Annotated in this window: 10 protein-coding genes; all 10 read right to left on the bottom strand. The window is 42.0% G+C overall.

The features are described 5' to 3' along the window. Positions 1-68 precede the first annotated feature (68 nt). Positions 69-4,841 carry a carbohydrate-binding protein gene (locus BUF11_RS03460; RefSeq protein WP_073587374.1) on the bottom strand — a complete coding sequence of 1,591 codons (4,773 nt, stop codon included), beginning with the start codon at positions 4,839-4,841 and terminating at the stop codon, positions 69-71. Between the two features lie 91 nt (positions 4,842-4,932). Further along, a complete protein-coding gene (locus BUF11_RS24680) occupies positions 4,933-12,378 on the bottom strand; it encodes a chitobiase/beta-hexosaminidase C-terminal domain-containing protein (protein ID WP_073587373.1) in 7,446 nt (2,481 codons plus the stop codon). A 344-nt stretch (positions 12,379-12,722) separates the two neighbouring features. Beyond that, a complete protein-coding gene (locus BUF11_RS03450) occupies positions 12,723-13,115 on the bottom strand; it encodes a hypothetical protein (RefSeq protein ID WP_073587372.1) in 393 nt (130 codons plus the stop codon). A gap of 191 nt (positions 13,116-13,306) precedes the next feature. Continuing rightward, positions 13,307-13,930 carry a hypothetical protein gene (locus tag BUF11_RS03445; protein ID WP_073587371.1) on the bottom strand — a complete coding sequence of 208 codons (624 nt, stop codon included), beginning with the start codon at positions 13,928-13,930 and terminating at the stop codon, positions 13,307-13,309. 175 nt (positions 13,931-14,105) lie between these two features. After that, positions 14,106-15,041, bottom strand: coding sequence for a DUF5692 family protein (locus BUF11_RS03440; protein WP_073587370.1), 936 nt, complete (start codon positions 15,039-15,041; stop codon positions 14,106-14,108). 41 nt (positions 15,042-15,082) lie between these two features. Next, complete coding sequence (hypB, locus tag BUF11_RS03435) at positions 15,083-15,748, bottom strand: hydrogenase nickel incorporation protein HypB (protein WP_073587369.1); 666 nt, start codon at positions 15,746-15,748, stop codon at positions 15,083-15,085. Positions 15,749-15,790: 42 nt separating this feature from the next. Continuing rightward, positions 15,791-16,147 (bottom strand): hydrogenase maturation nickel metallochaperone HypA/HybF, encoded by a 357-nt coding sequence (locus BUF11_RS03430; RefSeq protein ID WP_073587368.1) that lies wholly within the window; start codon positions 16,145-16,147, stop codon positions 15,791-15,793. 35 nt (positions 16,148-16,182) lie between these two features. Then, the gene (locus tag BUF11_RS03425; RefSeq protein ID WP_242952304.1) at positions 16,183-18,846 is read right to left on the bottom strand and encodes an FAD-dependent oxidoreductase; all 2,664 of its coding nucleotides are present in this window, start codon (positions 18,844-18,846) and stop codon (positions 16,183-16,185) included. 58 nt (positions 18,847-18,904) lie between these two features. Beyond that, complete coding sequence (locus BUF11_RS03420) at positions 18,905-19,576, bottom strand: TetR/AcrR family transcriptional regulator (protein WP_073587366.1); 672 nt, start codon at positions 19,574-19,576, stop codon at positions 18,905-18,907. 345 nt (positions 19,577-19,921) lie between these two features. Continuing rightward, the gene (locus BUF11_RS03415; RefSeq protein WP_073587365.1) at positions 19,922-22,378 is read right to left on the bottom strand and encodes a GH36-type glycosyl hydrolase domain-containing protein; all 2,457 of its coding nucleotides are present in this window, start codon (positions 22,376-22,378) and stop codon (positions 19,922-19,924) included. Positions 22,379-22,383 lie beyond the last annotated feature (5 nt).

Raw genomic sequence — 22,383 nt, 5'->3', positions numbered from 1 at the left:
ATTTTTCAAGCTTGCTTCCCTCCAATTAACTCTGCCTAAAGATTAGTCTCTTGTGCAATAGAAATTTTTTATTGTAAATTAAAATTCATCCAGTTCAAATTAAACTTGCCGCCGCTGATATTCAATCTTATCGTATAGGTGCCTGCTGTTAGATGAAAGGGTTCGGAAGTTACGGTTGCCCAAACATTTCCCGTATTGGTACCGGTAGCCGCCAGAATATTACCATCCTTCATTAACTGAATCTGCGCTCCCGCATCCCATCCGTTCACTCTGTAATCTACTGTGTAGGTCCCTGCCGTGGCAACCGTGATGGTATAATCCATCCAATCATCTGTATCGATGTATCCTACATTTTCTCCGCCGCTGGTATCACTGCAGGGTTCTGTTGCCACACCGCTCATACTGATATAGTTTTCTGCTTCGATTTTAAGTGACTTGGGCTCAGTCTGTGTCAACGGTTTGAATTCCATCCAGTTGAGATTAAACCCTCCGCCGCCTGCATACACCCTCACTACCTGTGGTCCTGCTGACAGCGTAAAGGAAGCCGAAGTTATTGTATTCCATACATTGTCCGTATTTACTCCGGTAGCAGTCAAAATAGTATCGCCTTGTTTTAACTGTATCTGTGCTCCGGTATCCCAGCCCTTCACCCTATAGTCAACCGTATAGGTACCTGCACTTGGTATATTGACAATGTAATCCATCCAATCGCCTGTGTCTATATATCCTACATTTTCTCCGCCGCCGGCATCACCGCAGGGTTCCGTTGCTACACCACTCATACCGGTATAGTTTTCTGCTTCAATTTTAAGTGACTGCGGTACTGATGATATGGTGATTACAGATGTTGCCGTATCGGATTCCACCATTCCCGGCTTGTAGGCAATTGCCTTTACTGTTGTGGTAGCAGATACTGTAAAAGTCTCTGTATATATTGTCCCGTTTGTCTCCGACGGAGCTGTTCCATCCGTTGTATACCGTATGCTTGCTCCACCCGTTGCATCTGTAATTGTTACATTTTGTGCTGCCGCATAGATTCCTGTCTTTGGTGTAATTTCAGGAGTTTGGACCTTTTCCCCATTCACTGTATTAATAGAAAACCAGTTAAAATTAAAACCGCCTGCACTAAAATAGACCTTTAGTCTTTGGATGCCGGCTTTCAAATGAACTGTCCCGGTAATTGTCGACCAATTACCCGTAACAGGAATATTTACAGCGGAAAGGACCTTACTCCCGGTAAGACTGGATTTTAATTGTATTTGCCCTGGCGCACTGCCAATATTATTGACTCTGAAGGAAACGGTATAATCACCTTCTGCCTGCACATTTACATCATAAAGTGCTGAATCTCCCGAATCAATATAGGCAAGGCTCATTCCTCCTTCGGAGCAGCTTTCTGTCATACAGCTAAAGTTTGTGAAATAATCTTCGGCCTCTATCAATCCCGGAACAACCAATGGTGCCGGATCAGGTGCCGCTTCCGGTACCGTTACTGCCGGTACTCCATTATTTATGAAAGGATTTACCGTCAGCGTAGCTTTGGCAGGTACGTACGCTGATCCTATATTGCCATTGCTATTACAGAACTGCACAAATTTGGTAGAATCTGTAGGATTCCAGATAACCGCACTGTACCCTGTCCCTTTCTTAAATACCTGATAGCTGGTCCAGTTGCTTGACCAGACATCGGTTGTACGGTTTCCCTTTGCAGCCATATTCTGAACAAACCAGTAGGAATTAAATCTTTCATCGTCCGGCAGCTTGCTGTCATTCCATTTATTGATAACTGCCTGTGGATCGGACAGTGCTTCAAAAGGCCATATAATATGGAACCACCCTTCCGGATCAGCATCCGGCGTTCCCTGTGCGGCAAGTTTTGCCTGATAGGAATCTTCATCTCTCCTATAGTCACTGTAAATCCTGGAAGCGACCACAGGATCATATCCTAAATAAGTTAACACCGGAGAAACCGGCAGCCAGTGGATTCCATAAATACAGCTTGGATTCCCCGAGAAATATGTTCCGTATGTATATGCATTTCCCCATACCATTCCTGTAACGCCCGGATCATAGTCACTGGCCCAATTATCCTGGTCATAATCAAACCAATATTGTTCTATCGCATTCACTTCTAATGTGAAACCCCAGATTCCCGCATCCCTGTAAGTATTATTTCCGGTAGCCAGCCCCCATAAATATTCCCCTGCCCAGGCAAAGGTTGCTTCTGAGGAGGATTCCTGGTTGTTGCTGCTTTGGTTATCTCCATATCCGCCTGCCCAGGAATGTCCTTCATAGGGGTCAAAGTTTCTCATCCAGGGATACATCGGGTCATTTCTATACGGGTTTTGCGCATCCCTTAGCAGCTGTTCTACCATGCCCCCATAATTCCTGACAAAGTCTTTATCATAAGAAGCAACCACGCCTGCTGCAAAAGTAAAATATCCCCACAGAAAATGATGGTCGGAAAGATTGATGCCCATTCCGTGATCTCCGCCCTGTCCTATCAAGGTTCCCCAATCGGACGAATAGTACATATAGTAAGGATAATCATCGGATCCGTCATAGGTTAGCCAGTTTACCAAAATTTTTCTTAAGATACTGATAAACTCATCCCTCATTTCGTATTCACCAAGCTGTTGGGAAATAAGGATAGCCATTGACAGCGGATGCATTTTTTTACCTTCCCAGTAAGGGTCTGCTACCCAGTAATCCTTGGTAACACTTGCTTTGAAGGTGTTCAGGTAATTCATCATCTGCTCACGGCTGTAGGAACCCGATTCCGTAGGTTCACCAAAGGACGGTGTAATACCATAGAATTTATTTGTTGCAGTAAATGAATTTCCCTCAAGAACTTTCATAGTACCCCGTGCCGATGTATAGCTTTTGTTTGTCAGTCCTGCATTGGTGTATTTCCATTGGGTAGGAAAAAGCGCCATCAATGAGCTTGATGAAAAGCCCGCACGTTTTAAATCCACTGTATTTGTATAGGTTGTAATAACATTTGCCGAGGTTTCGTCATAACGGTAGGAAACCGACGTATTTGTAACAACGGCATAGGCATGCTGATAAACATAATTCAAATCTGCTCTTTCCGGAAGAACTCCGACAACCATATAGTTCCCGCCGCTTCCAAGACTTATCTTTATCTTGCTTCCTACCCTTGTAAATACGGTGCCTTCCGGTGCAAAAATACCATAATCATGCGTTAATACATCCGTTACAGGCGCTGTATCGGTATTGGTTACTTCAATACCGATATGGTCCCCTGTTATAGAGTCACCGTCTTTTGTAAGAACAGGCTTATTATTATCATCAAATAAGCCTACTATTGCAGTACCTGATACTTCTACCGAACCAGGCTCCGTGAAAGTATTGTATATATAGGGTGATCCTTTGATTAAAGTTGTCTTCATCTTCGGTGTATCATTATCACTAAATACAATAGTCGCAGAGTAATCTCCATAGCCGTCAAGCTTTGCTGCAGGCGCATTTACAATACTGCTTGTACCAATATACAAATCCATATTATTACATTTTGTATCCATTCCTCCGTCATTGGGAGCTGTAAAGAGCTTACTTGCATAATAGAACCCAAGACCTGTATCATAATACTGATACATTAAAGGCAAGGCTGCCATTCCATCGCTAAGACGTTTATAGATAACGGAGGTCCACCAGTCATTGGATGGAATGGGACCATTAATATTACTTGTAACATATTTGGGGTCCCTTGGTTGTGCCAAAGTGGTATCATCCGTTAAATAGCTGCCCTGTCCATCGGCTACTGTCTGCGGGGCAGGTAATGGTTCAATTGTATAGGCAGGTTTGGGATCTCCGGATACATACTGCAAAACCTTAAATTCATGGATAGAGTAGCCCGAACCTCTCCCCATTGCAATTCCCTGCATTTTCACATACCGTGCCGTGGCATAGAGCGGAATATATTCCGGTTCACCGGTTCCATGCATTTGCCGGTAAATGGTGGTCCAGTTTTGTGCGTCATTTGATACCTGTATATCATAAACTCTTCCAAACTCGGCATCCCAGGTAATATCCGCTTCCCCAATTGTACAGGTCTGCCCAAGGTCCACATACATCCACTGGGTATTGGGATCTCCCGTTGTATCCGACAGCCAATACGTCGACTGTTTTCCATCAACTGCCTGTGCACCTGTTAACGGAACCGTAACATTGCCATTGGCATCCTTTGACCACCAGGGCTGCAGGAATGAGGAAACCGTTACCGTCCGGTTCAGTGCAAGATTGACAGTATCCTTTGGAGGAAGAGCAATGCCTCCTGTACCGTAAATCTTGAAATCGCGAAGGGCAACGCCGTACCCGGTAACACATTTTGGCGCATACATACGCACATAGCGTCCGGTACCGCTGACAGTCAAATCCTCTACACAATAATCATTTCCATTCACATCCGGCACTCTGACACCCCCGGTGCCATTATCCTGTGTATGTATTGTCTGCCAATTCACTTCATCATTTGATACCTGTATTTTATACCGGGTTGCATAGGTATTAGGGCTTTGCCATGATAATACCACACGGTCAATATTTGCCGCTGCACCCAAATCTACATCAATCCATTGATTGTCTATATTCCATGCTGCCCCCCATGCTGTATTGATATCTTCATCCGTTGCTCTTGTGGCCACATCTCCGCCATTTGCGGTTGAAGCATATGCCGGCCTGTCCAATGATAAAAGATAAGACCCTGAATCCGCTTTGGCTTCCTGTATCCAGGCCATTTCAAAAATCATACTGAATGTTATGAAAAAAGCTATATACCTGTTCAATCTTTTCTTTAAAATACGAACCATTTTATTCATACCTTTAACCTCCTCATCCTATAAGCTTAACTTCATTCGAAAAGGAGTGAGTCCTTTTCCCACTCCTTTTTGTCCGGTATTTTAAGCCTCTTTATTGTAAGTTAAAATTCATCCAGTTCAAATTAAACTTTCCGCCACTGATATTCAGTCTTATCGTATAAGTGCCCGCTGTTAAATGAAAGGTCCCGGAGGTCACGGTTGCCCATATGTTTCCTGTATTGGTACCGGTAGCTGCCAGAACATTACCGTCCTTCATTAACTGAATCTGGGCTCCTGCATCCCATCCGTTCACTCGGTAATCTACAGTGTAGGTTCCTGTGGTGGCAACCGTGACAGTATAGTCCATCCAATCACCGGTGTCGATGTATCCTACATTCTCTCCTCCGCTGGTATCATTGCAGGGTTCCGCTGCCACACCGCTCATATTAGTATAGTTTTCTGCTTCGATTTTAAGTGACACAGGCACTGACGATATGGTAATTACAGAAGCTGCTGTATCAGAAACTGTCATACCTGACTTATACGCTACCGCTTTTACTGTTGTCGTAGCTGATACTGTGAAGGTTCCCGTATATACGGTTCCGTTTGTCTCTGACGGTGCTGTTCCATCCGTTGTATACCGTATTGCTGTTCCTTCTGTTGCATCTGTGATTGTTATCTCCTGTGCCGTCCCATAGGTTCCCGATGCGGGGGTAATTACCGGAGTGGCTGCTTTTCCAGCCTGTGCCAACGGTTTGAATTCCATCCAGTTGAGATTGAAGCCGCCGCCGCTGATATTAACTCTGACCGTATAGGTTCCTGCCGTTAAAGGAAAGGGTTCAGAAGTTACGGTTGCCCATGCATTACCGGTATTGGTACCGGTAGTTGCCAGAACATTACTGTCTTTCATTAATTGAATCTGTGCTCCTGCATTCCATCCGTTCACTCTGTAATCTACTGTGTAGGTTCCTGTCGTGGCAACTGTGACAGTATAATCCATCCAATCACCCGTATCAATGTACCCTACGTTCTGACCGCCGCCAATATCATTGCAGGGTTCCGCTGCCACACCACTCATATTAATATAGTTTTCTGCTTCGATTTTAAGTGACACAGGCACTGACGATATGGTAATTACAGAAGCTGCTATATCAGAAACTGTCATACCTGACTTATAAGCTACCGCTTTTACTGTTGTCGTAGCTGATACTGTGAAGGTTCCCGTATATACGGTTCCGTTTGTCTCTGACGGTGTTGTTCCATCCGTTGTATACCGTATTGCCGCTCCGCCCGTTGCATCTGTGATTGTTACCTCCTGTGCCGTCCCATAGGTTCCCGATGCGGGGGTAATTACCGGAGTGGCTGCTTTTTCAGCCTGTGCCAACGGTTTGAATTCCATCCAGTTGAGATTGAAGCCGCCGCCGCTGATATTAACTCTGACCGTATAGGTTCCTGCCGTTAAAGGAAAGGGTTCAGAAGTTACGGTTGCCCATGCATTACCGGTATTGGTACCGGTAGTTGCCAGAACATTACTGTCCTTCATTAATTGAATCTGTGCTCCTGCATCCCATCCGTTTACTCTGTAATCTACTGTGTAGGTTCCTGCCGTGGCAACCGTGACAGTATAATCCATCCAATCACCCATATCAATGTATCCTACATTCTGACCGCCGCCAATATCATTGCAGGGTTCCGCTGCCACACCGCTCATATTAATATAGTTTTCCGCTTCGATTTTAAGTGACACTGGTACTGCTGATATGGTGATTACAGATGTTGCTGTATCGGAAACTGCCATTCCCGACTTGTAAGCTGCCGCTTTTACTGTTGTCGTAGCTGACACCGTAAAGGGTTCCGTATACACTGTCCCGTTTTTCTCTGACGGAGCTGTTCCGTCCATTGTATACCGTATGGCTGCTCCTTCTGTTGCATCTGTGATTGTTACGGTCTGGGCTGTCCCATAGGTTCCTGTTGCCGACGTAATTACCGGGCTTGCTACCTTTTCAACCGGTGTACCGTTTACCTCAAATTCCCACAACGAATAACCAAAGCCTGTTGCCCTGGCAGTTCCTAACATTCGTACATATTGTCCCATTACAGGCTGTTCAAAGATGATACTCTCTGTTCCGCCGGTTCCTCCGGTTTTTTTATAAGCATCCGTCCAATGCACATTATCTCCCGATACCTGGATTTTGTAATCTTTTCCCGCTGCTGTCTCCCAGGAAAGCTTCACTCCTGTGACACTGTAGCTTGAACCCAGGTCAACGGTTATCCATTGCGGATCTGTCCAATCCGATGCCCATCGTGTATCCATATAGCCGTCAAATGCAAGGCATCCTGATCCGGTAGAAGCTATTCCCGACTTATTTAATGCGATATTATTCTCCAGAGAAGTGTCAATTTTGATTGTTGACGCTGCCACATAAGAATCCTTCATACCTGCTTTATATGCGATTGCTTTTACTGTTGTATCAGCTGATACCTCGAATGGTTCCGTATAGATTGTTCCTGCCGATGCTGTTGGATTCGACCCATCCACCGTATACCTGATTGCAGTTCCCGGGGTTACATCCGATATGGTTACCGTTTGAGCAGAAGCATACATGCCTGTTATCGGTGTTATATCCGGTTGCTCTACGTTGTCTGAGTAGTCCGTAATGAGTGTCCTCATATTACCGGCTTTCGCAGTATCGCCTGTATTGTTGACAATGTGCGTTATCTCTCCATTCCCATTGAGAAAAACGCTTGTTGCATTATGAATTTTTATACCCGCATTATCCGGGCATTTGATTGCACTGTTAAGCTTTATAACTGCATCTTTGAAATAAGAATATACTCCCATACCCCACGCTTCATGAGAGGTTACCGTATCAGCAACCTTATAGGATGCATATCCGTTATCCGTTCCATCCATAAAACTTGCCTGATCAGGAACATCGTATGCAATTTCGCTCTGATAAAAATATACACGCCCTCCATTGCCGTTCCATATTGTGCAGTGCTGATTAAAATGTTCACAGAACAGGCCATATATGGTTACATTATCACCATTTACGATAAGGCCGTTCTTTGCAGCATTCTCTGTCCAGCCTACTCCTGCTCCGTGGTCTGCGCGCCATACCCAGAAATGATCCCCTATTACGTTACTGCTGTTTATTGCAACGCAAAGATCTGTCTTTCCTGCATCGGTCCCTCCAACTCGAAAGAACAAGTCGCTAAGTACCGAAGGATTTGCTGAATGGTTTGCTGTGCTTGCGGCAGGGCCCACCTGAAGTAGTACCTTCGAATTATTTAAACCGGCTTCGAATAAGATACCGGCTATTTTTACCCCATCAACATCCGCTACTGTCATAGCAGCAGTTCCATTATCCGGAGTCAGCGTTGCCAGTCCAAGACCAAGTAAAACAGTACCAGCCTGCGTCACTCTAAGCGGTTCACTAAGATGATAGATACCCGGTGTAAAGAGAATATTCTTTCCGTTTTTCAATGCCTGATTTAAGCTTGCTGCTGTTGATGTGTCAGGATGTGCCACTACAAACCGGTCAAGGGATAGAGACGTTCCCGGTCCCATATCATTTTGCCAGGTAACTCCCTGTACATTATTTCTTAAACCAGGAACAAATACACGATAGTTATTGCCGTCAAAGTAAAGAAAAGGCTTCTCACTGATTACAGGTGTCTGATTGATTACTGTAAATCCTTTTGTTTCATAGTTTTCAGCCGGCGTACCGGTATCCCCTACAAACATCATGTTCCAGTTGGAATCGTTCCAGGATTTCATCTGACTGTTTCTCGTAAAAAATTGCTGCTGTGATCCGGAATAAATCGTACCATCTACGATAGAATCAGCTATGTAGCCTCCGCTGGACCAACTGCCGTCATAGTTGTTAGGATTTGGATCCCATAGCATCAAATCACCCTTTACATGAACCCTTCTCATAGGCGCCGCTTGTGATACAGCCCATGTTTCAGTCCCTGCGGGGGCTAACGGATTTGCGGAATAGGTTGGAATATCGGCAAAATTTTCAACCGTTCTCCAAAAGTTCATGGTCGCATTTCCTCCATTCCAGTCCGCTTCACTGCGTACCGATCCCGTTATGGTCACATCATCCGGTCTTTGTCCCAAGCCGGCTACCTGCGTATAAAAACCTACATTGATGTTTGCATTGTATGAACCGGGCTTGAACAAAAGTGCATACCGTTCATAGCCAAATTCATTGTATTGCATTTGATTAAATATAGTATCACATATTGTTTGAATGGCTGAGCTCGACATTGACGGATCAAATATCTTGACATTGTCTCCGAAGTCCAGTGTTGTTACTGCGGATACTGCCGCAGATAATAACGATTCTCCGCTTTCCTTCACTGAAGCTGTCTTATAGTAATAGGCGGCACTGTCCAAACCGGTATCTGTATAACCGGTTGAGGTTATCAGCGAATCGTTAACCTTTGTATATATTCCCGTTTCGGTAAAGGATCTATATAAATTATAGCCTGCTGCACCGGATACCGATGCCCATTTCAGGCTGACGGAAGTTGCAGCCGCGGAATTTACACTAAGACCGGAAGGCGGATTTATACTTACAGGCTGAATGGTAATGACTGAGGTTGCTACGTCAGAATCCGTCAATCCTGTTCTTATAGCCATCGCTTTCACAGTGGCGGTAGAAGACACTGTAAATATGCCGTCATACATTATCCCATGTGCTGCTGTGGGCGTAGAGCCGTCTATTGTATACATTATCGTATCACATGGAGTATCAACCTTGATACTTACCGTCTGAACATCAGCGTGAACGCCTGGGGGAGGACTTATCACAGGTGTTGAAACTTTTGTAGGAATTGCAATGGTTATTTCAGAGGTTGCAGTATCGGATATTATCATTCCGGCTTTATAAGCAATTGCCTTTACCGTAGTTGTATCCGATACTGTAAAAGCTCCCGTGTATATATTTCCGGCTGTAGCAGTTGGTGCAGAACCATCCAGGGTGTAGCGGATTGTTGCATTAGGAGTCTCACTAGTTATTCTTACTGTCTGTTTCGTGGCATAAGTCCCTGATACCGGCGTGATAACCGGTGTTTTGGCTTTTTGCGTTGCTCCTACCGCCAAACCGTAAACCTCAAATTCCCGCAGCGAATAGCCGGCGGCCGAAGTTCTTGCAGTTCCCTGCATCCTCACATATTGTCCTGTTACGGGCGTATTAAAGGTGATGTTTTCAATACCTCCTGTACCCCCTGTTTTTGTATAGGCATCCGTCCAGTTCACATTATCAGCAGATACTTGGATTTTGTAGTCCTTTGCACTTCCTAAGGCCCAATTTAGTTGAACACCTTTTACTTTATAGACGGAAGATAAATCTACCGTTATCCACTGTGGATCACTGGCCGCGGATTCCCAGCGTGTAGTACTGTTGCCGTCAAATGCATAAGCTTCTGAATTTCCTGTTGTGCCAGAAGATGCTGATGCGCTCTTATTTAATGCTATGTTCTGGCTATATACATTGAATTCTCCGATTCTCCACCACTTTTCTGTGCTGGATCCGGTTTGCAGAATTTTAATATAGCGGGCGGACTGCTGCGGAAACTGAAGTACCATTTTGTTTCCAAATCCTGTACCGCTTTTTAATGTTGCCCAGCTGTTTCCGTCGCCTGATACCTGAAGCACATAACTTATAGGATAGTCGCCGGAATAAGCAGAGGTGGTTTCAAAGGAAATCTGGTCAAAGGTTTTGCTCTCACCCATATCTACCTGGAACCATTGTCCATTAGCTTGACTTACACCCGTACTCCACCATGTACTATTGTTATTGTCCAAAGCATTGCCCGGTACCTGACCTGCTTCTGTTACCGATGCAGAAGCCGTCCAGCCGGTTTTATCATACATGCCTCTGGCTGGGGCAATACTGCCGCCCGTATATTTACTTACTACATTTATAAAGTCCGTATTCGGCGCGAAATAATCTGTGCTGAATTTACTCCATTTAGCTGCAATGGTATTGGCATCATCCCGGTTGACGTCCGGAACCGGATTCAAATCTGTGTTATAAAAGCCAAAATTACCGCCGCCGCTTTCATTCATTCCTCCTCTTACCTTATAGGTCCAGTTAGCCCAGGAAATGTGATTTTCGTTCATTTTAGACATCCACTTTTCCCAAAGGTCATGAAAGAAGTAAAAATTGTATTCTCCGAAATTTACAGGAACATTCCAACTGTTTTGGATTTGGACTGCTTCATCAATCTTTGTATCAATCAGATCATTCTGGACATCCCAGTTTGTGGGCTGCTCCATGGCATAAGGATGTGCCGTATATGCAACATTGGTCCATCCATAGGTAGATGGCGGAGTTATTGCATCAAAACTGCCAAGTGCTCCGAAAAATATGATATGATCAGGGTCTATCGCCCGAACAGCCGTATAAAGCCTGTTTAAAAATGCATTTTTTTGATCCTGCTGATCCTCTGTCTCCGGGAATCCTAATACCGGCTCATTCACAAGCTCATAACCCGCTATTGTTGCATTGCCTTTATAATGCTCTGCAATGCCCTGCCATATTGCAACGGTAGTGTCCTGATTCCACGGATTGGTCCATAACCGGTTGGGATTCGGCCCGGCTTGTCCGCTGCTTGCCCAGGGACTGGCACCGCCGGGAGAAGCATGGAGGTCTAACACCACATAAATGCCTCTTTGTTTACAATTATTCACCAACCAATCCAACTGAGTCCATGCAGATGTTTTCCAATTGCCGTTCATATCCATCAGTTCAAGCCAGCTAATGGGGACCCGCACATAGTTCATTCCCATATCCTTGATATTATCAAGGTCACTTACCTTAAGCCAGGCATTCTGATATCCAAGAATCAATTCATCTCCCTGTGCCTGTCCGAAACGGTCATATAATGCTTTGCGCATATTGTAGTCATCGCCCATATATATGTTGAGTTCAGCGATAGACCATGGATTGCTTTTGCTTCCGCTTTGGAAAATAAGGATGTAGCGTGCTGCCTGTGCACCACAGATTACTGTAACGCGCTGATCTTCTAAGGTTCCGGCCGGCATATTGGACCAGCTGATTCCATCGGAAGATATCTGAACCAGACTTCCGGCCGGATAATTCCCCATATTTGAACCTGCATCAAAGGTAATCCTGTCAAAGTATTGCACGGAACCCATATCCACCTTAAACCACTGCCCATCTTCCTGGGGCACACCAGTCGTCCATGATGTACCTGGATTGCCATCGATGGCATTTCCCGGAGAACCACCAACCGATGCTGTCGCAGTCCATCCGCTTTGGCTTAAGACACCTCCTCCCAAGGGGGAAAGCCAATCTTCCTGCATTAACCATCCTCCAAGGTTTGTCCCATGAAGATCAACTATCTCTCCTGTTCCATTGTTATTTTTTATTACTGTTCCGCTCGTTTTCAGGAAATCAGTTGATACAAAATCAGCTGCATGGGATGTCACCGGTACTGAAAAGATAGTGCTGAATAGCATAGTAAAGACCAGTGCAATTGATAACCCCTTATTTCCTCTTGAAATAACCTTATGTAACATAATTCACCCTCCTTCATTATATAGTTTGCTAAAAAACTTGCATTTACATTACCCCAATAAGCATCCCTCCTTTAAATTTTAGGTTCAATCAATTCAAGCTAATAAACCGGGTGTTCATCATAAGTCTATCCAATGCACTTAATATTGCAGTGCAATCATTGGCATACCATCAAACATATTCCATATAATTCCACTTTAAAGGAAAATAGGATGTTTTACATTTGATATATTTAAGACGTTTTATTGTAAAACTTTAACTTAACAAAGGACATGAAAGTTTTCACTCTCATGTCCTCAATTTTACCGTATTTCTATTGTTTTTTTCTTCCAGGATTTTGACACTTTTATTTCTTTTCTTCTGTCTTCGGTTTAGCAAATAATACTCTGCCCAAAAGGCCAAGTCCGCCAAATATACTAACGAGATAAAGAATCCACTCATATAACGAAATAGTTTCAAGGCGCATATGAACAGACATTATAATGGATACCAGTATGATTAATACACCAAGCCCGGCAACTAACTTAGAAACAAATGATTCCGGTTTGGCAAAAACCATGATAATGCCAACGATGAACGGAATAAAAACAGCACCTGTAGGAATGCTGACGCTTCCATAATAGACCCCACTGCTGAAAAAGTTACTGGAAACACTAACACGCTGTGTAAACAGGTACAATCCTACTACTAACATAGCAAGCCCGACTATAAATTCGACCAACTCATTTCTTGGTTTCATACACCCTCCTCCTTTTATCCGCGTGGTTAAAATCAGCTAAGTTTTAATCCTCGCTATTTCCCAGAATTTTCTTTATATTATATCATTTTTATTCGGGCTTTACTATCCATCATGATATTTTTTATAAAAATTATGCCAATGATTATTATAATTCCTTTGCCAATTCTGCTATTCGCTTTTTTACATCATCCTTATAGGTACCTGATCAGCCTAATTGTTTTATTCACACGTTTGAGCTGAGCCTCGCTTAATTCGTTGGTCCTGCTTTTAATCACATCAATTATTTCTTCCGAGTTATGAGCATTCAAACAAATTGAGATCCTTTCAAAATGCTGCGGTACCTCTTTTACCCGGCATTTCTGAAAGTGTGTAATCAAAATCGGAAAAATCTTCGTTTGATTCCTATAATCAGCAAGGCATAATTTTGCGAACACTGTCATGCTGTTATCTATTGTAATAACACTGCCAACAGAATAAGCCTGATATACAGTCTCAATCCGTTTCATAATATCATCGGCACAAATGTCAGCAATCTCCGCAAGCGCCGTCATACTTCCCCATACCATACGATTATTTTTGCTCAGCAACATGTCAACGAAATTCAAAGCATAACCGGCAATCAGTTCAGGTTTTCTGGCGCCAATCTCATATAGAACTTTTATACAATCATTAGAAATGGCCTGTTCTTTACTTCTTATACCTTCAGCGATCTCGGAAATACCAAAAGTATCATTGTTCTCACAGAGCAATTCTGCTAATTCTATATTAGGGATTTCATCGTTCCTTTCAAGCTTGCAAGCTAATTTTTCTATCATTCTTTCCCTCCTTTTACGAACAAAATAAGTTTGTATGATTATACTCCATAAGCATTTTATTTACAAGCAAGCAATATTCGGAAAATGTTCTGGTAATTAACTCTGTATACAGGCAAACAAAAAGAGCAGTCGAAACTGCTCCCTTTGTCAAGATTTTCCCAAGTTCTGGTTTATATTATTTATTTTCTTTGATTACCAGCTGATAAGCATTTGTATCTACATAAATCTCATCTTTTAGCACATTCAGTTTCTTTCTTCTTACAATACTAAACTGATAAATTACTGCAATCAAATTAACCAACAGTGACAATAAACTTACTATAAAAAATGCAGTTTTGTTGTGTGTAGTCGGTACTGGCGCAAGTCTATCTGCAAATGACGGAACTGTCATAACAAACATAATCCACAATGCCAGTGTTTGTGCTCTGTGCTGTAACCATGCCCCTTTCTTAATAAAGAAGGTCGGGATTGTGCAGGACAGTAATAACAGCATACCACAATAGACGGAATGATCAGAAATACAGTTATATGTATAAGCAAAATTCCACAAATCATAGGCCAGTACATAAATCCAGATCATATCCGGCCAGATCATATCTTTTGTCTTGTCTTTCGAAACAAAAATTCCCGTCCATCCGCAAATCAGAATAATATTTAGAATACCTGCAATTCCATTCATGATATTCCATGGTCCTGACATTACCCATAGATTATCAATATATGCACCTTCTGTGGCTCCATAAGAAAAGCACTGGAAATCACGAATTGCAGCTTCCAAAATATTTAGTGCCAGAATAAACGCCGGGAAACATAACACCCATTTTTTCTTTGCCAATGCCGGAATATAGCGGATTGCCATAAATCCTACACATCCTGCTAATGCTGAGTAGGTTTTTACCCAGTTAAACCATGTACCTGTTCCATACTCATTTCCCGGAGCAGCCGTTGTTGGCCATACACCGATTGTTAATGCAATTGGAACCACTATAAATAAAATGATTCCTCCCCATTTGGTTGCTCTTCCCAATTCATTAAATGCCATAAGTGCCAATAGCACAAACCCCATAATTGCCCATGTTTTTAAATCCGGTACATTATACAAAATGCCCATATTATCCTCCATTCTAGCTGCCTTAAACAGTTCTTTTATTTTTATTCATTCCATTTCTTTACTTCATCACGAAGCCAATCATACCATTCATTCATCCCCTCTCCTGTCCTGGCGGTTATTGGAATAATCTTTATATCAGGGTTCAATTTTTTCACATACTCTTTACATGCATTAATGTCAAAATCAAAATATGGTAATACATCCATTTTGTTAATCAGCAGTACATCACATATAGTAAACATTAATGGATATTTAAGCGGTTTATCATGTCCCTCCGGCACACTTAAAATCATAGCATTTTTCACGGAGCCTGTGTCAAATTCAGCCGGGCAGACCAGATTCCCAACATTTTCAAGAATTGCCAGCTCTACATCCTCTATACCTAATGCCTGTATGCCCTGACGGGTCATATCTGCATCCAGATGGCACATTCCGCCCGTATGGATCTGTATTACCTTTGCGCTGGTTTTAGCAATCGTATCTGCATCCACGGCAGAGTCAATATCCGCTTCCATAACGCCTATTTTCATCTCCTGTAATGCTGCAATTGTTCTCATTAACGTTGTTGTCTTTCCTGATCCCGGGGAAGACATTAAATTCAGCAGGAACGTTTTTGACACTCTTAATTCTTCCCGTAATAAATCCGCTTCTTTATTGTTATTATCAAAAATATTTTTTTTAATTTCTATGATTTTAAATTCACTCATACATGTCTCCAATCTTACAGTTTGAAAAATGTCATTTACCTTTCACACTACTGCCTCCCGTACCCGAATTTCTTTTAATATAAATTCCTGTCCACTAAGCATTTCCCAATCATCCGCTCCACAAATCGGGCATTTTCCTTTGTGTTCAACAATACGCAATACCTTGTTGCAGTGATGGCATAATCCGTTACCTGGTATCCTCTCTATCTCCAGTTTACTGCCGCTTAGCTTTGTACCTTCCGTTACATTGGGATAGTATTCTGTCAGATACTTCGGAACAATAGATGTCAGCTGTCCCAGCTGCACCACAATAGTATCAATCTTTTCTGCGATATGATTGGCTTTGGCTTCTTTTTCTACCATATTTACTAATTGCACTAAAATCGTTATTTCATGCATTTTAACTCCTTTTGTGAATATCCTTAATCCGCCTTCTATCGTTCTTTGCTGTCCCGATTAGGATTCATGGCAATCTTAATTTTGCGTTTAATTACGACTTTTATTGCATTCTTCTTGATATTTTCATATCCGAAACTATACGCATCATATTCCCTTTTCAATGTAATTGCATCAAACTTACAGCGAACCGTACATTCACCACAGCCAAGGCACTGATTTATATCTACATGAGCAATACCACATTCCAGGCAACGTCCTGTTTCTGTTTTTATCTGTTCTTCTGTTAATGTGATTCTTGGATCTGAAAATGTATTTTTTTTCTTACTGTCTTTTGAAAAAGAAGCTCTCTTGGCCTTATCATAACCACTAAATTCAACATTATATTTATCCAACACATCAAAAATTCTACGGTTACGGCCAAGGTGTAATGTCTGCCCTTCCTGTACTCCTCTATGAAGAGAATCTGCTCCTTCTTTTCCAGCTGCAATTGCATCAATTGCAAATTTAGGACCTGTAAATACATCTCCGCCGGCAAAAATATCTTCTTCACCGGTCTGATAGGTAAAGGAATCTGCAACTACGGTTCCATTAAGATTCACTTCTACTTTACTGCCCTTTAGCAAATCTCCCCATTCAATTGACTGGCCGATAGATAACAGTACCTTATCTGCCGGAACAATTTTAGTGTCCTTCTCATCAAACAAAGGTGCAAATCTTTTTTCTTCATTAAATACGCTTAAGCAACGTTTGAATTCAACACCTGTCACTTTACCATTTTCAATGATGATACGTTTTGGTCCCCAGCCATTATTGACAGCTACTTTTTCTTCTTTTGCTTCTGCAACTTCTTCAGCCTGTGCAGGCATTTCCTTTTCACCTTCCAGACAGAACATGCTAACAGAGGATGCACCTGTTCTTACAGCAGTTCTTGCGACATCGACTGCAACATTACCGCCACCGATAACCACTACATTTCCTTCCGTCTTAACTGCTTTTCCAAGATTTACATCACGCAGGAAATCTACACCGGCTATAACATTTTCATTATCGTCACCTTCGATGTTTAATTTTCTTCCGCCCTGTGCTCCGATTGCAAGATAAAATCCATGATAGCCTTCTTTTCGTAATTCATCGATTGTGATATCTTTTCCGACTTCAACACCGGTTTTAAATGTAACTCCTAATTTTCTTAATACCTCAATTTCAGCTTCCAAAACATCTTTTTCCAGACGATAAGAGGGAATACCCAATGTTAACATGCCACCCAGTTTTTCCTGTTTTTCGAAAACAGTTATCGTATATCCCTTCTGTGCAAGGTAAAATGCGCATGAAAGACCTGCAGGGCCTGCTCCGATGACGGCTATTTTCTTATCACTGTAATCAAATAGCTTTTCAGGTACAAAACGTGTTTCTTCTTTTAGTTCCTGCTCTGCAATAAATTTTTTAATTTCATCAATTGCAACAGGTTCATCTAAGCTGCCGCGCGTACATTCATTCTCACAATTATGAGGGCAGATGCGGCCGCATACAGCCGGAAACGGATTTTCTTTTTTAATTAGTTCCAATGCATCCAGGTACTTTCCCTGTGAAGCAAGTTTGATATATCCCTGTACGGAGACATGTGCCGGACAGGCTGATTTACAAGGTGCTGAACCTGATGCATATGTATTTTCATAGTTTGTTCTAAAATCCGGATTATAGCGGTCAGGTCCCCAATTATGATCATCCGGCAATACCTTTGGCAAATATGTTACAGCTTCTTTGGTGCAAAGATTCTGACCTAATTTTACTGCATTCGCCGGACAAGTTTCAACACACTGTCCACAGGCAGCACATTTTTTAGGATCGACTTCTGCTATATAATTAGAACGTGACATATTTGGTGTTCCAAAATACTGTGAAGTACGAAGCGCAAAGCATATATTCCTTTCACAGTTACACAATGCCCAGATTTTATCTGTTCCGTCCATATTGGTTACCTGATGCATGTAACCCCGCCTTTCAGCTTTCTTAACAACTTCTTCGGCCTCTTCTTTTGTAATCCTTCTTGCTTTGCCGGTGCGGATGCAGGATTCAGCAGTTGCTCCTAATATGATACACAATTCCTCCGGCATATTTCCTGTACCTTCGCCCATCTGCTGACGGACCAGTCTGCACTGACATGGTGCAAGTGCGATATGGTTCTGGTATTTTGTCAACCAATGGGAAATTTCTTCATAGGATGCCTTACGTGTTTCAGATTTAATTGCCGATTCTACCGGAATAACACGTAATGCACCGTTTCCCATAGGCATCAGCTGTGTAACAGGTTCTACCGATACTCTGGAGTATTCTTCAAATGCGCGTGCAATTTCAGGATGTGCTTTTGCCTGTTCTCTGTTCAGCATCATTAATTCAAAAATACCCGGCAGATAAATCAGTAATTCAAAACGATCTGTACCATCACCCTGCGGTTTCAGTTCGATAACACCGATATCTGTTAGCTGCATTAACATTTCAAACGTTTCTGCATAGCTTTTTCCTATACGGGATGCGATATCCTCTACTTTTTCTTCCCTGCGCCGCTCCATCACAAGCAATACATCCGCCTGATCATCCGTCAAAATATCCGCAAATACATAATATTCCGGATCTTTTTCTGTGTACACCTTGTTATTTTTCATAAGGTGTTGTGCTAACCTGGTGATCTTTTCCCTCATGATTTCCTCCTGTCTTTATATGGTTTTATAATTACCCCGGCAGTATCTTAGCCAAGTTTTAACCCATCGCATTTTCTGCTGTTTGGCAGCAATAGAAATTCAAATACTCTCCCGTCATCTTAAGCACCGTCGCATCTGTTTCAATAACAGCCAGATCATTTTTATTGATTTCTGCTAAATTTTCTATATTGTGGGGACTTGTCGCCAAGTTATATGCCCCTGTCATAATTACATGTCTTGCCATGTATAAATTATATATTTCTTCTTCTTTTAAAAAATCTATTTTTTGTTCTGTGATTAACGATAATTGGTGAATTGTTTTATCCAGTCCCTCAATTTGTTCTGCCAAAACCTCCGGCGCAATATTTTTATTAATAATGGCACGTTTCATAGAAGCCAACCGAATCAGTCTCTTTTGATACTTCAAAAGATATTTTGTCTGATCCAGGACAAATTCCTTATAATTTTCTTTTGTAAATGAATCATGCTTTTCAATCTCTTCCAATTCACGAATTCTCCACTCCGAATATTCCTTATATAAAATGATTGCAAATAGTGTTTCTTTCGTTGGAAAATAATTAAACAGTGTTCCTTTTGCCATATTGCATCTCTTTGCTAACGCATTCATTGTTATCGTAGAAAAATCGGATGTATCAAACATTTCCTTTGCATTTTCAAGAATTATCTGTTCTTTTTTTTGCTTTTCTTCTTCGCTCAATACTGTTGGCATGATTTTCCTTTTTCTCCTTTTTTTCGACCTAAAGGTCATATAAAAATTATAGGTGACCGCCGGTCATTTGTCAATTGTTTAGTTAATTTTTTAACAATTATTTTTGTATTTTAATATTTTTAATTGGCATTTACATTGGTTATTTCCATTTCTGCAAACACAAAAAGACCGCTCATTTTCATAATAGCAATGCTTCGGGAACATTAGAAAATAAGCAGTCTTATTAGCGAACACCCTTCGTTGCGTGACTCTGTTCGCTTTTGACTTATCAATTATTAAATTGAATGATGAAGATTTTCGGTTCAAATATCTTCATAACATTGAACCTCACTTAAGATATCCTCTCTAAACGACAATCAAATGGGTTTTACCGTCATCTAATAGTTTTATCCTATTGCCTTCCATCTTTTCTCCGTCAAGTATTAATTCCTCTGCAGTTAAAATTCCTCTGCTTCTGCCCTCTACTTCTATTTCATAAATAGCAGTCCCGTGCTTATACTGAACAGAAAAATTACCAAAGCTGGCTGGTGTTGCAGGATCAATGATCAGATAATCCCCTTCTTTCCTTATACCCAAAAACCAGTTTACCAACCCTTGATACATCCACCCAGCTGAGCCTGTATACCAGCTCCACCCGCCCCTGCCTGTATATGGGGCACTCAGTGATATGTCTGCTATCATAACATAAGGTTCTTTTTCATACTTAAGGGCATCTTTCCTATGTGAAGTGATGTGAATCGGATTTAGCATGGTAAAAAGAGTATGAGCCATACTACAATCCCCAATCATTGCATTGGCTATAGCGAGCCATACTGCTGCATGAGTATATTGACCACCATTTTCCCTGATGCCTGGATAATAATTTTTAATATAACCTGGATTTTTGTTCGTCTTATCAAAGGGAGGAGCAAGGAGTAATGAAATTCCTTCCTCTTCTTTGACCAAATAGCGCTTAGCAGAGTGCATAGCTGCTAAGGCTCTATCCTTTCTGGCACCTTTCGATATTACACTCCAAGACTGACTGATTGAATCAATTCTGCACTCATCGTTTTCTTTTGAACCCAATTTCGTCGAATCGTCATAAAAAGCTCTCAAATACCATTCACCATCCCAGGTATTTTCCTCAATATTGCTTCTAAGGGTTTCTTTTCTTTGTTCTAATTCTTTTGCGAATTCCAAGTCGTCTTCCTGATAGCAAAGTGGTATAAAGTCTCCCAGTAAAGCATAAAGAAACCACCCTAACCATACACTCTCTCCTGTTCCTTTTATTCCCACTTCATTCATGCCATCATTCCAATCACCGCCTCCCATGAGAGGAAGTCCATGTTCCCCGGTCCGTGTATAAAGAATTGTTTTCTTGCAATGCTCATATACACTCTCCACCATATCAGACTGTTCAGGAGTAAACATTGCATCCTGTTGATTTTCTTCAAGCAAAGGACCTTTGAGGTAAGCAACTTTCTCTTTTAATATAGAATAGTCTCCAGTACCGCGGGCATAGGCAGCCGTGGCATATGGCAGCCATAGCAGATCGTCTGATATTCTCGTGCGAACTCCTATTCCCATAGGAGGATGCCACCAGTGTTGCACGTCGCCCTCCTCAAATTGCCTGCCGGAAGCGATGAGAATTTGTTTTTTTAAAGCACCTGGATCTGCATATAGAAGTGAAAGTGCATCTTGAAGCTGATCTCTGAATCCATAGGCTCCGCCGCATTGATAAAAGGCAGCTCTCGCATTGATCCTGCAAGATATTGTCTGGTACAAAAGCCAGCCATTTACCATAATGTCTATCGCTCTGTCGCTCGTCTTGACTTTGATCGTTCCCAATGTCTTGGCCCAATAATTCTTTACTCTTTCCAACTCTGCCCTAACCTTTGAAATCTGATTATACTTATGGCGAAGTATGCTTATCTCTTCAAGATCGACACTCTGCCCCAGCCCAAATATTACTGTTTTGCATTCATTCGGCTTAATTGCTACCGATACCTGTATGGTGCCGCATGCATCGTAACACACTCCCGTATTATTCGATAATTTGATATCCAGGCCTTCTGGATTTAAAATCCCGCCCTTTAACCCAAAGAATTCTTGTCTGTCACCTGTATATCCGGTTATCATCTCACTGGAGAATATAAAAGCACTGTGTTTGTGAAAATTATAGTTATAGATGCTTTTTGCACTTAAGTATTCGTGTTCATTGTTATAATCAGATAAGATATAAGGATTCGTCTGATCCCTTTCTGTACCAAGAACCCACTCCACATAATAGGTAAGGCTCAAATACTTTTCTCTGTCAGAAGTGTTCGTTAGTTTAAGCTCCCAAAGCTTTACCGGCTCATCTAATGGCGTGAATACAGTAAGTTCTTGTGTAATATTTTCCTCTTCATGGTGAAATACCGAGTACCCGAAGCCATGTTTTACCCGGTAATTTCCCCTGTCCGATCTTCCAAGAGATACGGGTGTCATTACCTTCCCCGTCATTTCATCTTTAATGTATATTGCCTCTGAAGCTCTATCACTAACAGGATCATTTGACCATGGAGTTATCTTATTTTCCCTGCTATTACCTGCCCATGTAAACCCGGCTCCTGACTCAGATACGAAGAATCCGAATTTCTCATTCGCTATTACATTAATCCAAGGCGCCGGTGGCTTATTGTTTCCCTCAAGAAAGATTTCATATTCTCTTCCCTCTTCTACAAAACCGCCAAAGCCATTGAAAAATTCATAATTTGCCTCCGGGTTCTGAGAATGAGTGCTTGCAGCTTTGTTATCCATTTTGGGTATATTTACAGAATTCAAATGAT

The organism is Anaerocolumna xylanovorans DSM 12503 (assembly GCF_900143645.1).
Taxonomy (GTDB): domain Bacteria; phylum Bacillota; class Clostridia; order Lachnospirales; family Lachnospiraceae; genus Anaerocolumna; species Anaerocolumna xylanovorans.
This window is presented reverse-complemented; position numbering and strand designations above follow the sequence as displayed.